Raw genomic sequence first — 20,465 nt, 5'->3', positions numbered from 1 at the left:
CGACTGTCGACCAATGCTTTTACGACAGGTCGACACGACAGACGAATCCTCCCAATTGTCGGGGTTGCGGAGAAACCACAGCACGAATTCGACGACAGCGTGGTCGTTGAATTTCTGCTAGAACAAAACTGGCGTAGTGGTATACCACCCGCCAGACGGCGATCCGGTGCAACCGATGAATTCCAACGATGTTCGCTTCCTGCTCGCCGAACCCGCCTCGGGTCCGGGTCACTGCGGCAACCTGCGTGTTTTCCGTCCAGAAGACGGTGGCGACGCGGGCGTCCACATCGAGAGGCGTGTCCGCGCCGAATGCGCCGGACGGCGACTCCGCAATCTCCCTGTTCACCGAAAACCCCCTGCACCGTGATGGTTTGCGACAGCTCGCGCTCCTAGCCCGCTGAGCTTGCCTGCAGCCGCATCCACGGTATTCGTCACCGTCGGGTCTCATTTTCTCCCAGGGTGATTTCTTTCCGGGCTCAGCGTGGACTGTCGCGCCATGTGGCCTACCGCAGCGCAGACGAAATGCCTCGGCTGGCGGCACTCGGTGCCATTCCCGTGGAATTCATTGCCTGTTTTCGGACTGATGCACAGACCCTTCGGGGGGTCAGGGGCGACCCGAAGTGCCGGCTCCTGACATGACGAAATCTATGGAGGTCAGGTGTCTCGATTCCAGCGCAACCTCGATAGTGGCCGGGACCGGTCGAGTTCCTCGCAGATCGGGTCCGCCGAGTTTTCCGGTCACCTGTTTTCCGGTAATGGCTCGGGCGCACATTCCAACGGTGTCGGTTCCGCAAGCCCGCCCTCCTTCGATATTCTTCGGTTGACCGCCGCGCAGCGGGGGATCTGGTTCGCCCAGCACCTCGCGGGGTCGTCGCCGATATCTGTGGCCCAATACGTCGAGCTCATCGGCGACGTGGAACCGGAATTGCTTGTCGCGGCATGCGATACCGTCGGTCGCGAATTCGGATCCGGGCATATGCGCCTGATCGAGGTCGACGGAGAACCATGTCAGTTCGTCGACGAAACCCTCGGCTCTGCCGTGTCGATCGTAGACTTGCGCCACCACAGCGACCCCGTTGCGGCCGCCCACCAGTTGATGGTCCAGGACTATTCCGCCCCACTGGACTTGCTGAACGACCGTCTCATGACGAGTGTGGTGTTCCAGGTCGGCTCGAATCACATCCTGTGGTATCAGCGCGCTCACCATATTGCGCTGGATGGTTTCGCCGCGGTCACCATGGTGCACCGGATCACCGAGTTGTACAATGCGTGGCTCCGTGGCGAGCAGGCCCCGCCGTCGACAGCGAAAGACCTGGGGGACATCGTCGCCCAGGATCTGGCGTACCGGGATTCTGAACGTTTCGGCAACGACCGCGCCTACTGGACGCAGCATCTGGCAGGCGCGCCGCCCGTCGTCAGCCTGGCCGGTCGCATCAGCAAGCCCACCATTCATCCGACGCTGGTCAGCGCCCCCTTGCCGGACGACACCGTGCAACTGCTGGACAGCGTCGTAGCCGAGCGCGGTACGAGCGTCGCTCCGATCATCGTCGCGGCGTTCGCCGCCTATCTGGCCCGGATGACCGGAAGCGAGGAAGTGCTGCTGAGCCTGCCGGTGTCGGGTCGGCACTCTGCTGTGCTGCGTCGTTCGGGGGGCATGGTGGCCAATGTGGTCCCGCTGCGTGTGCGGGTCGGTTCCCGCAACGTCGGTGCCGTGATCGACGCTGCGCGTAGCGAGTTGACCAGTGCCCTGCGGCGACAGCGCTACCGCCAAGAGGACATCTTCGGTGATATGGGGATCGCGCGCGATGAGGCGGCGTCCTTCGGGCCGGCCGTGAACCTCATGATGGTCGAGAACGAGGTGGTGCTCGGCAACACGACCGGACGTTTGCATGTCTTGACCTCAGGACCCACCGCCGACCTGTTCGTCAACATCTACCCGGGAGCAGGCAAGGACAGCACACACATCGACTTCCAGGGCAACCCGAATATCTACAGCCCGGCCGAGCTCGCCGGCCACCACACACGGTTCCTCATGTTTTTGCACGGGTTCCTCGCCGGGGGACCCGGATGCCAGGTCAGCAGCCTGGCGCTGCTCGAAGCGCAGGAACGAGCCGCGCTGCTGCCGGTGCGGGGACCGAGCAGCGTCGAAACACGGCTGCTACCGGACATTCTGGTCGACAGCGCGCAGCGCAACCCTGCGGCGACTGCGATCACCTCGCCCGGCCGGACGGTGACCTACGGCGAGCTGGACACCAGTTCCTCCCAGCTGGCCCGGCAGCTGATAGCTCTGGGTTGCGGACCGGACACAGCGGTGGCGATCGTGCTTCGCCGCTCGGTCGAATCGATCACAGCAGCGTGGGCGGTCGCCAAATGCGGGGCCGCGATCGTGCACGTGGACCCGCAGTACCCGCCGAAACGTATCGAGCACATGATCGCCGACAGCGGCGCACGTGTGGGAATCACCGTCGGCGCCCACCGTGAGCGGATTCCGCGGGGGGTGCAGCAGGTGGTTGTCGATGACCCCGCGACCCTGCGGGAATGCGACGACGCTGCGGGCGGGCCGATTACCGACGAGGAGCGGACCCGCCCGTTACGGGCCACCAACCTCGCCTATGTGACCTACACGTCGGGGTCCACCGGATTACCGAAAGGTGTCCAAGTCACCCACACCGGGCTGGCGAATCTCCTCACCGACCGCAGCCACACCTACGGTATCGACGCAACATCCCGCGTGTCGTATGCGCTCTCACCCAGTTTCGACGCCTCCTTGGAACAGTTCCTGACCTGCTTCGCCAACGGGGCCACGCTGGTGGTCGTACCCCCCGACGTGATCGGCGGTGCACAGCTCACCCAGCTGCTGGCCGACCAGCGGGTAACCCATCTGACGTTGACGCCCGCGATGCTGGCAACCGTGGACCCGCATCTGCTGACCGACCTGCGCAGGGTTGTGGTCGGGGGCGACGTGTGCCCACCGCACGTCATCGAACGCTGGGCGCAGACGGTACCCATGGACAACGAATACGGGCCCACCGAAACCACGGTGACCGCCGCAGGCGCCGCGATACGACCCGACCGTGACCTCACCGTCGGCGGCCCTATCCGCGGCGTAGCGGCCATGGTTTTGGACCGAACCCTGCAACCGGTGCCGAAAGGCACCGTGGGTGAGTTGTATCTGGCCGGGCCGGGACTGGCGCGCGGTTACAGCCACCTGTTCGGTGATACCGCGGCCCGGTTCGTCGCCGATCCGTACGGCGGTGCCGGTGAGCGGATGTACCGCACCGGTGATCTCGCGCGCTGGACCGGTGCGGGCTCGGAGATGAGCGTGGAGTTGATGGGGCGCAGCGACTTCCAGGTCAAGATCCGCGGATACCGGATAGAACCAGGCGAAATCGACGCGGCGCTCACCGGGCACGAGGATGTGGATCTTTCCGTCACAGTGCCGGTGCGTAACAACGCCGACGCGACCGTTTTGGCGTCCTATGTCGTCCCGATCGACGGCCGTCGCATCGATCCGCTGGCACTCGAGCGCTTCGCCCGCGAGTGCCTGCCGCCGCATATGGTCCCGGCGGTGATCGTGCCGCTGGAGATTTTGCCGGTGAACGCGTTCGGCAAACTCGATCGCAGCGCGCTGCCCGAACCCGTTTTCGGGACCGTAGCGGCCGGCCGGCTACCGGCCACTGGCCGGGAAAGTCTGCTGGCGGGGCTGTTCACCGAGGTGCTCGGTGTGCGGCAGGTCGGGGCGGACGACAGCTTCTTCGCCCTCGGTGGCGACAGCATCTTGTCGATTCAGCTGGTGGCGCGGGCCAAGGCCGTGGGGTTGGGGTTTTCCACCCAGGATGTGTTCGAGTACAAGACCGTCGCGGGCCTGGCCGCCATAGCGACCGAAACCGGCAGCGACACCCGGCTGGCCGAGTTGCCCGGCGGCGGTGTCGGGCCGATGCCGCTGTCACCGATCATGCACGCCATGCTCGACCGCGGCCACGTCGATCGGTTCGCCCATGCCACCCTCGTTCAGCTCCCGGAGCGGGCCGACCGAACGAGTCTGGTGCGGACGCTGCAATCTCTGCTGGACCGCCACGACATGCTGCGCGCGGTGTTGCGCGGCACCGAGTCGGCCGACCGGTTCCTCGATGTCCGCGAGCCGGGATCCGTCGACGCCGACGCGGTGCTCGCCGGCGTCCGGCTCGACCGACGCGACGCCACCGACATCGACAGGCACCTGCACGCGGCCGCGGATCGATTGGACCCGGGCAACGGTGTGCTCGTGCAGGCCGTCTGGATGCACGACCGCAACGACCGCAACGGTCGCAACGGGCACGGCCCTGACCTGATGTGGCTGGTGATCCACCACCTCGCTGTCGACGCCGTGTCGTGGCGGATAATCCTCGCCGACCTCGCGCAGACCTGGCGGCAGGTTCGCGACGGCAGCGACCCGCCCACCGGCGCGGGCACCACCTCGGTCCGGCGCTGGGTGCACGGTCTGGTCGAGCAAGCACCCGGCCGGTGCGCAGCGGAACTCGACTTGTGGAAAGCAGCTCTCGAAGGCGGCGAACAGCTTCTCGGGGCGCGGCGTCTGGACCCGGCCCGTGACGTGGTGGCCACCGCGGGCCGCAGACACGTGCGGGTCCCGGCAGATGTTGCCGAGGCGGTGCTCACCACCATCCCGGCCCGTTTCCACGGCGGCGCCAATGATCCGCTGCTGGCGGCGCTGGTATTGGCGCTGGGTGAGTGGCGGCGCAGACGTGGCACGACCGCAGGCGGGGAGGTGATCGCGGTGGAGGGGCACGGCCGCGAGGAACAGGCCGTGCCGGGAGCCGATCTCCACGCCACCGTGGGCTGGTTCACCACCCGGTTCCCGGTCCGGCTCGAACTGTCCGGCGTGGACCCCGAGGAGGCGTTCGCCGGCGGCGCGGCTGCGGGAATGGCGGTCAAACAGGTGAAGGAGCAGCTGCGGGCGGTGCCGGACAACGGCATCGGCTACGGGATGCTGCGCTACCTCGATCCCCGGGCCTGCGCCGAGCTCGCGGGCTCACCAGAACCTCAGATCAGTTTCAACTATCTGGGGCGGGTGGGTGCCCGCGAACACTCGGGGGCGTGGGCACCCACCACCGAATTCACCTCCCTGACCGCGACGAGCGATCCGCAGATGGCGCTGCCCGCCGTGCTCGATATCAACGCGATCGCCGAGCAGGGCCCCGACGGGACCGAACTCGACGCGACCTGGGAGTTCGCCACACATGTCCTCGACGCCGCGGATGTCGACGAGCTCGCCGGACTGTGGGTGCAGGCGCTGCGGGCGCTCGCCGAACACGCCCGATCCGAATCCGCCGGCGGTTTCACCGTGTCGGATTTCCCGCTCGTCGCGGTCGCGCAGGACGATATCGACCGCTGGCAGCGGGAATACCCGTCGATGACCGATGTGTGGCCGCTGACCCCGTTGCAGTCCGGGTTGCTGTTCCACGCCACCTACGACCGCGACGGCGTCGACGGCTACATCGTGCAGGCAGCGCTCACCCTGGCCGGGCAGGTGGATCCGGAACGGATGCGCCGCGCCGCGCAGGCGCTCATCGACCGGCACGACAGCCTGCGGACCGCGTTCGTCGACAGCGCCGAGGGGCCACGTCAGATCGTGACGAGCACCACCCGGGCCGAATGGCGCCACAGCGACCTCACCGATATCAGCGAGGATGGTGAACGCGCCCGCGCGCTGCAGCGACTCACGTCAGCGGCGTCGGCTCCGTTCGATACGGCTCGTCCGCCGCTGCTGCGTTTCCACCTCATCCGCACCGGCACCGAGGAGTTCCAGCTGCTCGTCACCAACCATCACATCGTGCTGGATGGCTGGTCGATGCCCCTGCTGATCCACCAGTTGCTGACGTTGTACACCTCCGGCGGTGATCCGGCCGGGATCGCGGCCCCCCGTTCCTACCGTGACTATCTGCAGTGGCTGCATGTCCAGGATCGTGACGCCGCAACAACCGCGTGGCGGCAGATGCTCGCCGGGATCGAGAGCCCGACGCGGGTCACGGGCAGACCGGAGCGGGCCGTCACCGCACACAACGGCGAAGTCGATATGCGTCTCGACGCCGCGACCACCGCCGCGGTGCTCGATCTCGGTCGCGCCTATGGTGTCACCGCCAACACCGCCGTGCAGGTGGCGTGGGCGTTGCTGCTCACCGCCCTGACCGGCCGCTCGGATGTGGTATTCGGCAACACGGTGTCCCACCGCCCGCCGCAGATCCTGGGTGTGGAGCACATGATCGGCCTGTTCATCAACACACTGCCCGTCCGGGTCCGGCTCAACCCTCACGAAACCGTTGCCGACCTGCTCGTCCGGGTGCAATCCGAACAAGCGGCCATGCTGGACCATCGGCATATCGGCCTGGCGGAGCTGCAACGGGCCGCCGGGGTCGCCGATATGTTCGACACGGTGACGGTGCTCGAGTCCTACCCGCTGGACCGGGAGGGGCTGGCTCGCGATCTGCGCGCCGCCGATCTGCGGCTCGTCGATATCGACGCACACGACGCCACACCATATCCGCTGAGCCTGCAGGTGACCCCGCCGCGGTCGACTCGCGACGAGGCATCCGATATCAGCGAGCCCGGCACCCATACGGTGACGCTGCGATTCAGCACCGACCGGCTCGGTGCCGGCGATGCCCGCACCATGCTCGAACGATTCGAGCTGATCTTGGCGCAGATCGTCACCGACCCGGGCGAGAAAGTCGCTGCGATCTCCTCATGCTGGGATAGCGAACGGGCCGAACTGCTGTCGGTGGGCAGTGACTCGGCGCCCGCAGAGCTCACGTTGCGCGACATCCTGTCCACCACCGCGCAACGGTATCCGCACGCGGTGGCTGTCCGGTCGGGTGAGACCACCCTCACCTATCGTGAGCTGCAGCGTCGCGCAGACCGGCTCGCTCGCCTGCTGACCGGTCACGGTGCTCGCCCCGAATCGTTCGTCGCGGTGGCGTTGCCCCGTTCGGTCGAGCTGGTCGTGACGATATGGGCGGTAGCACAAACAGGTGCCGCTTTCGTGCCGTTGGATCCCGACAACCCCGCCGAGCGGCTCGCCGAGCTGCTGGCCGACTCACAAAGCGCACTGGGTGTGACGACCAGTGCTGTTGCACCGCAACTTCCGGGCACGGTCGACTGGTTGATCCTCGACACCGAGGAAGAACTCCCGCACCCGGACAGCGCCCCAATAGCGGCAGGCACGGTGCGGGCCGACAACGCGGCCTATGTGATCTATACATCCGGCTCGACCGGCACACCGAAAGCGGTCCACCTCAGCCATCGAGGCCTGGCCAACCTGGTCGCCGCGCACGCCGACGCCTTCGCTGCCGACACCGCCTCGGTGGTGTTGCAGGTCGCCTCCCCAGGTTTCGACGCCTGCTTGTCAGAGCTGCTGCTGGCACACAGCAGCGGCGCCTGCCTCGTGGTGGCGCCGTCACAGGTGTATGCCGGCACCGATCTCGAGGAGCTGCTGCGTTCACAGCAGGTTACCCACGCGATCATCACCCCGTCCGCGTTGCACACGATGGACCCGGCCCGGGTTCCGTGTCTGGAAACGGTCGCAGTCGTCGGCGAAGCGACCGGACCGGATCTGGTGAACCGGTGGGGGCCCGGGCGCCGGTTGATGAACCATTACGGGCCGACCGAAACCACGATCTGGGCGACCGGCTCCGATGCTCTGACACCTGGTGAGCCGGTGACGATCGGCGGCCCGACCCGGGGTGTGTCGGTGGCGGTTCTCGATATGTGGCTGCGGCCGGTGCCGGTCGGGGTCGCCGGCGAACTCTATCTCGGCGGGCCCGGACTGGCCCGAGGCTACGTCGACCGGCCGGGCGCGACCGCGTCCCGTTTCGTCGCCGACCCCAGATCCACCCGTGGTGCACGGATCTATCGCACCGGTGATTCCGTGCGCTGGGTGCGGGGCCGCAGCGGGCTGGAACTGGAGTACCTGGGCCGCACCGATCAACAGGTCAAAATCCACGGCCAGCGGATCGAACCGGGGGAGGTCGACGCCCACCTGGTGCGGCACGCTGCCGTGGCCGGTGCCGCCACCGTCGCCCAGAAAGGGCCCGCCGACGAACCGGTACTGGTGTCCTATGTCGTCGCCGCATCCGGGGGAGAACTGGATGTGACGGCACTGCACGACGAACTCGCCGGCACGCTACCCCATTACCTGAACCCTGCCGCGATCGTGGAACTCGACTCGATGCCGCGCACACCCTCGGGCAAAATCGACCGGAAAGCGTTACGCGAACGCCCCTACCGGTCGACAGCCACCGGCGGCAGGCCGCCGTCCACGCACGCCGAGCAGGTCATAGCGCACCTGTTCGCCGAAGTGCTGCACCTGGACAGCGTTTCAGCGGAAAGCAACTTCTTCACCCTCGGCGGCGACAGCATCGTCTCGATGCGGCTGGTGGCGCTGGCGAAATCCGCCGGGTTCACCATCACCCCGCGCGACGTGTTCGAAGCCAAAACCGTGGCCGCTCTCGCCGCCGCAGCCCGCACCGATACAGCTGCCGTGACCGAGGTACAGCCCCGAACAGATCACCGCACCGAGGGACGCCCCTACCGTCCCACGGATTTCCCGCTTGTCTCGCTCACCCAACCCGATATCGATCGACTCGAGCGGCAGTATCACACCCTGACCGACGTGTGGCCCCTGTCGCCGATGCAAGCCGGTATCCACTTCCACTCGACATACAACCCCGATACCGAGGACAACTACACCGTCCAAACGGTGATCGGTTTTTCCGGCGCGGTCGACGGCGAACGCCTGCGGCGGGCCGCGCAAGCAGTGATCGACCGGCACGATACCCTGCGCGCCGCTTTCGCCGACACCGCCGCCGGGCCATGCCAGATCGTGCTGGACCACGCCGATGCCCGGTTCCGGGAGATCGACCTCACCGACGGCGATGCGGACACCTCGACCGAGGTCGACGATATCGCCGCAGCGGACGCGGCGGCAGGCTTCGACCTGTCGGAACCCCCGCTGATCCGATTCACACTGATCCGCCTCGATACCCATGCGTTCCGGCTGCTCGTCACCAACCACCATGTGATCCTGGACGGTTGGTCGATGCCGCTGCTGATGCGGGAACTGCTCGACTACTACGGGACACCCTCACACATCGGCACCCTCGGGCCTGCCCCCTCCTACCGCGACTACGTGGCCTGGCTGCATCAGCAAGATCTCACCGCCTCCAAAGCCGCATGGGCGCACGCTTTCTCCGATGTGGCTTCACCCACCCGCGTGGCCCGCACAGCCGGTGCGGCGGGCTCGCCGGCAGCCGCCGAAGTCGGCGCCGAGCTGCCTGCGGAACGTTTCGAGCAACTGCGTCAGGTGACCGCGGACGCAGCCGTCACCATCAACACCGCCGTCGCCGCAGCCTGGGCCCTGAACCTGCGCATACTGACCGGGGACACCGAAGTGATCTTCGGCTCCGCTGTCTCAGGACGGCCACCGCATTTACCGCGGGTAGACCAGACGCTCGGCATGTTCTTGAACACGATCCCCGTCCGAGCCCAGCTCGACCCCACGCTATCGATACAGCAGTTGCTGACCAGGATTCAGGCACAGCACGCCCGCATGCTCGACCACCACCACATCGGCCTCCCCGAGATCCACCGCAGCCTCGGCGTCACCGAACTCTTCGACACCGCCCTGGCTTTCCAATCCTTCCCCCTCGACCGCCCGGCACTGCAACAACTCGTCGACACAGCGGGCCTACACGTCGATGACATCACCGGCGCCGACGCCACCCCGTACCCGCTGAGCCTGGTCGTCGCACCGAAGCACACCGAGCACGGCGAGACCCAAGGACTGCACATCACCCTCCGCTTCCGCACCGACGCATTCGACACCCCACAGGCGCGCCGCATCCTCGACCGCTTCGTCGAGTTGCTGAACCGGATCGCCGGAAACCCCGCCACCCGGCTGGGCGAAATCTCACTGAACGACGAACCGGGCCCTTCCTGGCCCACACCAGCTGAAGAGCATGCAGTCCCGGACACGCTGCACGACATCCTCACCGCCTCCGCTACCACCGAACCGGACGCGCTCGCAGCAACCTGCGGCGAGACCACCATGACCTACCGGCAGCTCGACGAACGGTCCACCCGTCTGGCCCGGGTCCTGCTCCGACGCACCGGCCGGACAGCGACCACCATCGCCTCCGCACTCCCACGCTCCCTGGACGCGATCACCACGATATGGGCTGCCGCCAAAGCAGGCGCCGCGTTCGTACCCATCGACCCGAACCTGCCACCCGAACGCATCGCGTTCCTGCTGTCGGACTCGCACGCCTCGCTCGGGCTGACCATCACCGCCTTCAGCACACAGCTGCCCGACAGCGTCGACTGGCTGATCCTCGACGACGAGAACACCACCCGCACAGTGGACCGCGAACCCGGCACACCGATCACCGACACCGAACGCGGCGCACCGATCCGGAAAGATCAGACAGCGTATGTCCTCTACACGTCCGGGTCGACGGGAACACCCAAAGGTGTGCTGGTCAACCACCGCGGCCTGGCCGATGTCGTCGCCGCGCAGCGCCGGATACTCGGCGCCGACCCGACATCGACGGTACTGCAGGTCGCCTCACCCAGCTTCGACGCCTCGGTGTTCGAGCTGCTGCTGGCGCACGGCTCGGGCGGCCGACTGGTCATCTCACCACCAGACGTCTACGGCGGCCACGACCTGGCCGAACTGATACAGCGCGAACATATTTCACACACCGTACTGACACCATCGGCGCTGGCGACCCTCCCACGGAACGGTCTCGACGAGCTGCGCATGCTGGCATCGGTCGGTGAACCGGTCGGGCCGGAACTGGTCGAACAGTGGGCGCCCGGACGCACCATGGTCAACCTCTACGGGCCGACCGAAACCACGATCTGGGCCACCGGAAGCAACGCGCTGACACCCGGTGCCCCGATCACCATCGGCAAACCGGTCGGCCCCGTCGCGGCCGCAGTCCTCGATACCTGGCTGCGACCGGTACCGCCGGGCGTCACAGGCGAACTGTACCTGTTCGGACCGGGCCTGGCCGACGGATATATCGGCAAGAAAGGCTTGAGCGCAGCCCGGTTCGTCGCATGCCCCTACGGGGAACCGGGCCACCGCATGTACCGCACCGGCGACCTGGTGCGACGGAACACCAACGGCGACCTGGAATACGTGGGACGCAACGACTTCCAAGTGAAAGTGCGCGGCACCCGAGTCGAGCTGGGGGAGATCGACGCCGTGCTGGGGGCACGCGCAGAGGTGGCCTTCGCGGTCACCGTGCCTCGAAGCGACGACGGACGGCCGGTGACACTGGTGTCGTATGTGGTGCCGGCAGCGGGAACCGACGTAACAGGCGAGGAACTGAACGCCGCGCTGGCCGAAGCGCTACCGGCATACATGATGCCGGCCGCAGTGATAGTGCTCGACGACGTGCCGCTGACCACGAACGGGAAACTGGACCGCACCCGGCTGCCGGAACCGGTGTTCGCTGCCCACGAGTTCAGGGCACCCTCGACATGGCTGGAAGCAGTGATCGCAGAAGCATTCGAGCAGGTGCTCGACGTGAACCGCGTGGGAGCCGACGACGACTTCTTCGCCCTCGGCGGCGATTCGCTGACCGCATCGCTGGTGGTAGCGCGCGTGGGCGCCGCGCTCGACGCACATGTGCCGGTGCGGTCGGTATTCGAGGCACCGACCGTCGCGAAACTGGCCGAGCTCACCAGCACGCTCCGCCGCGGAGGCCGGATTCCGTTGACAGCGGGAGCGCGCCCCGAGCCTATACCGTTGTCCCTGGCACAGCAGCGGATGTGGTTCCTCAACCAGCTCGAACCCGACTCGCCTGCATACAACATCCCGGTGCTGTTGCGGTTGTCGGGACAGCTGAACACCGAAGCTCTGGGGGCAGCACTCAGAGACGTCGTCACACGACACGAGGTACTACGGACGATATACCCCCACACAGCCGGCGCACCGCAGCAGATGATTCTGGACGAGCCCGCAGTGGCGGCGGAACCGATACCAGCGCAGGCGAATTCGGATCAGGACGTGGTGGGTGAATTCGTGCGCGCCGGTTTCGATGTGACCATGCAGGTGCCGATACGAGTGGGATTGTTCGAACTCGGCCCCGACGCCGAAGGCACCGAACAGTACATGCTGGTGCTGGTAGTCCATCACATTGCCGGCGACGGACAATCCATGGGGCCACTGGCCCGCGACGTGATGACGGCGTACGCGGCGCGAGTAGCCGGACACGCACCGGTATGGCAGCCCCTGCCAGTGCAGTACGCTGATTACGCACTGTGGCAGCGGCAAGTGCTGGGAGCAGCGGACGACCCCACCTCGCTGATGTCCGCGCAACTGGAATTCTGGCGCTCGACGCTGGCAGGGACACCGGACCGGCTGGACCTACCAGCAGACCGCATCCGCCCGGCGGTAGCGTCGCTGTCAGGCGGTCGAGTACCAGTGCACATCGATGCGAAAGTACACGGGCGGCTCCTGAAGCTGGCGCGATCACAAGGCTCCTCGCTGTTCATGGTGATACACACGGCCCTGGCCGTGCTACTGCACCGGTTGAGCGGCAGCGAAGACATCACGATCGGCACCCCCGTCGCAGGGCGAGGCGAGCCAGGCCTGGACGACCTGGTCGGCATGTTCGTGAACACCCTGACCTTACGGACTCCGGTGAATACCGGTGAACCGTTCACCGACCTGCTGACGCGGACACGGGAGACAGACCTGCAAGCGTTCGAACATGCCGATGTGCCGTTCGAGCGGGTCGTGGAAGAACTGAACCCCCAGCGAACGGCGGCGCAGCACCCGTTGTTCCAGGTGGCGCTGGCGTTCCAGAACCTCGCGGCCGTGGACGTGACACTGCCGGACATCGTGGTGACACAGGAGGACGTGGACACCGGGATGTGCCAGTTCGACCTGCAACTGGTGATAACCGACTCCTACAGCAACACCGGCGCAGCCCAAGGCATCACCGGAACACTGATGTACGCGCGGGACCTGTTCGACGAGGCGACAGCAGCCGGGTTCGTCCAACGAATGCTACGAATACTGGAAGCGATCACCGACGACCCAACAGTAGCGGTCGGAGATATCGACTGGCTGGCCCCGGACGAACGCTCGGAGCTGGTATCACGGGTAGGGAAGCAGCCCGCAGGAACACCGCAGACCACCGGACTGCTACCGGAAGTCTTCGCTGCAGCCGTACGAGACAACAGCGAAGGCGTGGCCGTGGTAGCGGGGGACACCGAGCTGACATACACGGAGCTGGACGAACAGTCCAACCGGTTGGCGCGTTTCCTGATCCGCCGAGGAGCCGGACCGGAGAAACCGGTACTGGTGGCGGCAGCACGGTCGCTGGAATTGGTCGTCGCCTGGTGGGCGGTGATGAAGGCGGGCGCAGGATACGTACCGGTCGACCCCGGCTATCCCGCAACCCGCATCGAGCAGATAGTGACCGAATCCGCTGCCGTACTGGGCGTGACAGTATCGCAGGCGCGAACCCAGCTACCCGATTCGGTGGACTGGATCGAACTCGACGACCCGGCTTCGGTCGCGCAGATCGACACGCTGACAGCCGACCCGATCGGCGCGGGGGAGCGGCTGCAACCGCTGCGGGCCACCAACGTGGCCTATACGGTCTTCACCTCCGGGTCCACCGGAATACCCAAAGGCGTCGTGATCACCCATTCCGGTATCGCCGGCTACCTGGCAGAACAGCGCGCCCCACACACCCTCGACCACACCTCCCGGGTGCTGCATTTCGCGTCACCCTCATTCGACGCATCACTGCTGGAAATCCTGCTGGCCATCAGCTGCGCCTCCACCCTGGTGATAGCACCAGCCGGAATGTACGGCGGGAACGAACTCACCGAATTCCTCCGCACACAGCGCATCACACACGCCTTCGTGACCCCCGCCGCGCTGGCATCAGTGGATCCGACAGGGCTCGACGACCTGCGGGTCGTGATGTGCGGCGGTGAAAACGTCCCCACCGACCTGGCCTACCGGTGGGCAGGCACCGACACCGCCGGAACCCGAGAATTCCGGGAATGGTACGGCCCCACCGAAACCACCATCATCGCCACAACAGCAAACCCGATACAACCAGGGCAGCAGCCGACGCTCGGCACCCCCATACCGGGAATGCAAGCACTGGTATTGGACACCCGGCTGCAACCGGTACCGGTAGGCGTAGCCGGAGAACTGTATCTCACCGGCCCCGGACTGGCCCGCGGATACCTCAACAAACCGCACACCAACGCAGCCCGGTTCGTCGCATGCCCCTACGGGGAACCGGGCCACCGCATGTACCGCACCGGCGACCTGGTGCGATGGAACACCAACGGCGACCTGGAATTCGTGGGACGCAACGACTTCCAGGTGAAAGTGCGCGGATTCCGGGTCGAACTCGAGGAAATCGACACAGCGCTGAGAACACACGAGGGCGTGGCATTCGCCGCGACAGTGCCCCGCCGTGAGGGCACCGGACCGGTCATGCTGGTGTCGTATGTGGTGCCGACAACGGGAACACAAGTGACCGGTGCACAGCTGACAGCGGCGCTGGCCGAGACACTGCCGTCATACATGATGCCCACCGCAGTGATGGTCCTCGATCAGATCCCCCTGACACCGAACGGAAAACTCGACCGCAAAGCGCTACCCGCCCCCATCCTGCAGGCCAAACAATTCCGAGCACCAGCATCACCGGTAGAGGAGATCGTAGCCGGTGTATTCGCCGAAGTACTCGACCTCGACAGCCCCGTGGGCGCCGACGACGACTTCTTCGAACTGGGCGGCAACAGCCTGGTCGCGACCCGCGTAGCCGCACGCATCGGCGCCGCGCTCGACGCGAACGTCCCGGTATCCATGATCTTCGAAGCACCGACCGTCACCAAGCTGGCCGCACGAGCCGAATCACACGCCGACACCGGCCGGATAGCGTTGACTCCACAACCACGCCCGCAACACATCCCGCTGTCCTACGCACAGCAACGAATGTGGTTCCTCAACCGGTTCGAACCCGACTCCGCCGCCTACAGCATCCCGATCGTGATACGACTGACCGGGCAACTGAACCTCGACGCATTACACGCAGCGATCACCGACGTAGTGACCCGACACGAAATACTACGAACCATCTACCCCCACACAGCGGGCGAACCGGCACAAATTGTTCTTCCCGCCACCGACGCAATCCCCCCGATGCCCATAACCCCCAGCACCGAACCGGAACTGGCCCCAGCGATAACAGCCTTCGTATCAACCGTATTCGACCTGACAGACGAGATACCGTTCCGAGTGCAACTGTTCGAACTCGAACAGCACGAATGGGTACTGGCCGTGGTGATACACCACATCTCCGGCGACGGATCGTCACTGGGCCCACTCGCACGAGACATGACAACCGCATACACGGCACGACTGCACGACGAAGCACCAGCCTGGACACCACTCCCAGTCCAATACGCGGACTACGCGATCTGGCAGCACACGATACTGGGCACCGAACACGACCCCGAATCATTGCTGCGCGCACAAATCGACTACTGGAAAAACCAGCTGGCGGACCTACCGGCATTACTGGAACTACCGACCGACCGACCGCGACCACCGACACAGTCCTACGCAGGCGCAAACGTACCGATCACCATCAGCGCCGAACTCCACACCCAACTGGAACACCTTGCGCGAACACACAACACAACCCTGTTCATGGTCTTCCACGCCGCATTGGCCGCCACACTGGCACGACTGGCCGGCACCGACGACATAGCGATCGGCACACCCTACGCCGGACGCGGCGAACCCGAACTCGACGACCTGGTCGGCATGTTCGTCAACACCCTCGTGCTACGGACACAACTGACCACAGGAATGACATTCACACAACTACTCGAACACGTACGAAACAACGACCTAGCCGCATTCGGGCACGCAGACGTACCGTTCGAACGACTGGTGCAGGAACTGAACCCTGTGCGCTCCCACGCACACCACCCCCTGTTCCAAGTGATGCTGGCATTCCAAAACCTCACCGCAACCGACTTCGAACTGCCCGGACTCTCGGTATCAGCCATCGAAGCCGACACCGGGACCTCACTGTTCGACCTACAGATCACCGTATCGGACACCTACGGCCCCACCGGCGCCCCGGCAGGCATCACCGGCGGGGTGACCTACGCCACCGACCTCTTCGACCAAGCCACCGTCACCACCCTCGTCAACCGCCTCCTGCGGCTGCTCCACGCCCTAGCAGCCGACCCCACACAACCGATCCACGACGTGAACCTACTCGACACCACGGAACGAGAAGCCGTCCTGACCCAGTGGAACGCCACCGAACACCCACTCACCCCGAACGAAACACTCGCCTCACTGTTCACCCACTCCGCGCAAACCCACGCCCACCGACCCGCAGTGATATCCGGCGAACAAACACTGACCTACGCCCAGTTCGCCTCACGCGTAAACCGACTGGCACGCTGGTTGATCACCCAAGGAGTGGGACCAGAGACACTGGTAGCACTGCGGATGCGACGCTCCCTCGACCAAGTCACCGCAATGTATGCAATACACGCCGCCGGCGGCGGATACGTGCCGATCGACCCAGACCACCCAGCCGAACGCATCGAATACATGCTGGCAACCGCGGCACCGGTGGTGGTGCTGACATCCCTCGACGGGCTGGAATTGACCGAATTCGACGACACCCCCATCACCGACAGCGAACGACTCACACCACTACAACCACACAACCTCGCCTACATACTCTTCACCTCCGGATCCACCGGCCGCCCGAAAGGCGTAGCCGTACCGCACCGCGCCGTACTGAACCAACTGCACTGGCTCAGCGAAACCTACACACTCACACCGGCGGACGTCGTACTGCAAAAAACCCCAGCCACATTCGACGTCTCGGTATGGGAACTATTCGCAACCCTGGCAGCAGGCGCGCAACTGGTGATCGCACGACCCGACGGACACACCGACCCGGCCTACCTCGCCGAAACCATCGCCGCCCACCAAGTCACCATCACCTCCTTCGTGCCATCGATGCTGGCAGCGTTCGCGAACACAGCACCCGCAGAAACACTGGCGTCGCTGCGGGCACTACTCGTAGGCGGCGAAGCGTTCGGCGCGGAAGTGGTCGCCGCGGCACGACGAGCACTGCCCGGAACCGAACTGCACAACCTATACGGCCCAACCGAATTCACCGTGCACGCGACCGCACACCCGGTAAGCGAAACCGACGCCGGAAGCCTACCCACGGGCACACCGGTATGGAACGTACGAGCATACGTACTCGACACCCGACTGCATCCGGTACCACCCGGCGTGGCAGGGGAGCTGTACCTGGCGGGCAACCAGATCGCGCGCGGCTACCACGCACGCCCGGGCCTGACCGCAGAACGGTTCGTACCCGACCCCCACACCGACGGCCAACGCATGTACCGCACCGGCGACGTGGCGCGCTGGAACCGCGCCGGTGAACTGGAATACCTGGGCCGCACCGATTTCCAAGTGAAACTGCGCGGCCTACGCATCGAACTCGGCGAAATCGAAGCCGTACTCGCCGAACACCACACCATCGCCCGCGCGATCGCGGCAGTGCACACCACCGGCGCCGGGGACCAACTCGTCGCCTACCTCGTCCCCACCACAGGCGCCACCATCGACACCGAAGCGGTCCTCACACACGCCGCCACCGAACTACCCGACTACATGGTGCCCACCACAGTGATGGTGCTCGACACCGTACCCCTCACCGCGTCGGGCAAACTGGACCGCACGCGGCTGCCGAAGCCGGTGCACACGATGGGGGAGTTCAGGGAGCCGTCGTCGTGGCTGGAAGAAGAAGTCGCCCGCGCCTTCGGACAGGTACTCGGCGTGGACCGAGTGGGGGCCGACGACAACTTCTACGCATTGGGCGGTAACTCGCTGCGATCGGTGCAAGTGGTGAGCGAGTTGAAAAAAGAACTCGACTACGAGGTACCGGTCAGCTGGATGCTCTCCGATCCTCGCCCGGCCGACCTGGCGAAGCGGATCGAATCAGGCATGCGCACCGGGCACACCACCACCGACCGGGCCGCCCTCGGTTTCGACGTCCTGTTACCGATCCGCACCAGCGGCCACCAACCACCACTGTTCTGCATCCACCCTGCCTCAGGCCTGGCCTGGTGCTACCGCCCACTCGACGAGTACCTATCCGCCGATCGACCGATCTATGGCCTGCAAACACCACAAATCAGCGGCGAAAGCCCCGGCCCCACTTCGATCCAGGACATCGCCACCCGCTACCTCGACGAGATCCGAACAGTCCAGCCACACGGCCCATATCATCTACTCGGCTGGTCACTGGGCGGACTGATCGCCCACGCCATCGCCGTCGAGATGCGTGCCGCCGGTGAGCAGATCGCGCTGCTGGCACTGCTGGACTCCGAAGCGGATGGCGTCGACTCCTCAACCCTCTCCACCGTCACCGCCGGAGAACTGATAAGCAACCTCGGTCCGGTCATCGGCATCGATTACGTGAGTTCCGATGCGACGGCCGAGGAAGCCGCCGACCTGATCCGGCAGCGACTGGGCGGCAGCATCGATATCGACGCCGCAACGATCGAACGCATGACCGACGCTTACAACCTGTCGATCCGAGCCGCCAGCTCCTGGCAACCCCCGGTCCTGGACAGCGACATGTTGTACTTCACCGCAACCAGCGAAAGGCGATCCGACGCGATAGGGCACCCGGGCTGGGCGCCCCATGTCCGCGGACAGATTTCGAACTTCGATATCGATACAACTCATCTGGCAATGACCGAGCCGACGGTGATCGCCCGGATCGCCCGTATTCTGAACACCCGACTGGAACAATGACCATGCCCGAGTGTCCGTACGGTCTCTTCAACCCCTGCACCCGGCAACGCCGAGAAGGAGTCGATGCCCGAAGTAGCGCGGGGAACGACAGCCGGTAGTACTCGCTCCGCCACACAGCGGCAACTTACGGTACATTCTCCGATGGCGAACCTGACACGGCGCCCCACAACCGGTTCACACCTCGGTTACACGTGAGTGTCGACTACGAAATAAGACCCGGAGCACCAACTCGTCGTGCCAGTTGGCCGTACCAGTGGAATGCCTCGAAAGGGACTTTTTCCGGGAGGGTTGGCCAGTTTGTCGTCGGAATGGTCCCAGGTGTGGAGCAAAGTGCTGCAACAGGCACGGAATCTCACCAAGGGTATCGCTCGCGTCCATGCCAGGCCGCTAGAGGGCGTGACCGAAGCCCTCCGTGGTACCGCAGCCCGCCACAGCGCCCGCGATCAGGACAGGTTGCCCGCAGTATCGGCACGCGACTTCAGCGCTTCTCCCCGCGCAACGACGATACGGGCGCAAGCCGAGGCCCTGTCGATCCGAGGCAGAGGATTCCCGATCTGTCATCGATGCCCCCGCTCACCGACCTGCTTCGGGCCATGCCACCGAACAATGCCCGACTACTCGATCAACTGTCGGGACTGAACCAGCAGTACGGACCCTTTCGAATAAAAATCACCGACGCCAACTATTTCACAAAATCAGCAGCCAAAGGTCGTCCCGGATTCACATACATGGGCGTTGTCTACGACAACGAAGAAAACGTCGTAGGAACCTTTGGACGGAAAATATACGAAGATCGGAAAGGGAAAATCGTAGCATACAACAACAGCTTGCTGATGACACGAACCCGTACCGGATTCGCGACGGCGTTCAACACGGCAATGGAGAACTACTACCGCCGCTGCGGCGTTCACCGCGTCGAACTGCACGCAGTGCAAGACGGTAGTTATGTGTTCGCACGGCAAGGTTTCGAGTTCGATCGCGACCGGCAATTTCTGCGTGATACGGTCAACTCCATCAAAGCACGCGTAGCGGAAATGCAATGCCACCCAGCCGACCGACAGCTCTTATCCGATATCTTGGAGCGGTTCAACGGACGGGTGAAGAACTATCCCTCTCCGCAGGAATTGGCGGACCTGACCGGCCATGATCCCGCACTCGGCGAAACCTTGATGAAAGGCGTGATATGGCGCGGAGTGAAGTTTCTGTGAAGGGCTACCACGATCAGTGCACTTGCCCTGGGCGACGAGGCCGGCCGGTATCGACACATCGCTGACAGGCTTGGCCCCACCGGCTACCGACCGACACGCTCTTCTGACACAACTCGCCAGCGACAACGGGTGGACGGGAACTCTCCGCGGTCGGATCTCGGCTCGAGACCGATGGTGCGGTCGGCGGCTGCCTTCGAGATCGGGAGTAGCGGGGACTGCGGCTGAGTCGGTCCTGTCAGTCACTCAGCGGCTTCCGCCAGTCGCCGTCGTTCGGCAGGTCGATGAGGTTCGCGACTGCGTCGTTCTTTCGCTTGCTGCCCAGGCCGAAGCGCAGCGATTCGAGCGTGGGATGT

Annotated in this window: 2 protein-coding genes; both read left to right on the top strand. The window is 65.1% G+C overall.

Annotated elements, in window-relative coordinates:
- Positions 1-820: 820 nt before the first annotated feature.
- Positions 821-18,904 carry a non-ribosomal peptide synthetase gene (locus tag B0T44_RS07330; protein ID WP_367946991.1) on the top strand — a complete coding sequence of 6,028 codons (18,084 nt, stop codon included), beginning with the start codon at positions 821-823 and terminating at the stop codon, positions 18,902-18,904.
- Positions 18,905-19,467: 563 nt separating this feature from the next.
- Complete coding sequence (locus tag B0T44_RS07325) at positions 19,468-20,112, top strand: hypothetical protein (RefSeq protein WP_077117483.1); 645 nt, start codon at positions 19,468-19,470, stop codon at positions 20,110-20,112.
- The last annotated feature ends 353 nt before the right edge of the window (positions 20,113-20,465 follow it).

Origin of the sequence: Nocardia donostiensis, assembly GCF_002081715.1 — a bacterium.
Taxonomy (GTDB): Bacteria; Actinomycetota; Actinomycetes; order Mycobacteriales; family Mycobacteriaceae; genus Nocardia; species Nocardia donostiensis.
Note: the sequence above shows the minus strand (reverse complement) of the source record. Positions and strands in the feature narration are given on the sequence as shown.

What these genes read in the sequence shown, in the direction of transcription:
- B0T44_RS07325 (WP_077117483.1), top strand. Translation starts at nt 19,468, where the DNA reads ATGCCCCCGCTCACCGACCTGCTTCGGGCCATGCCACCGAACAATGCC.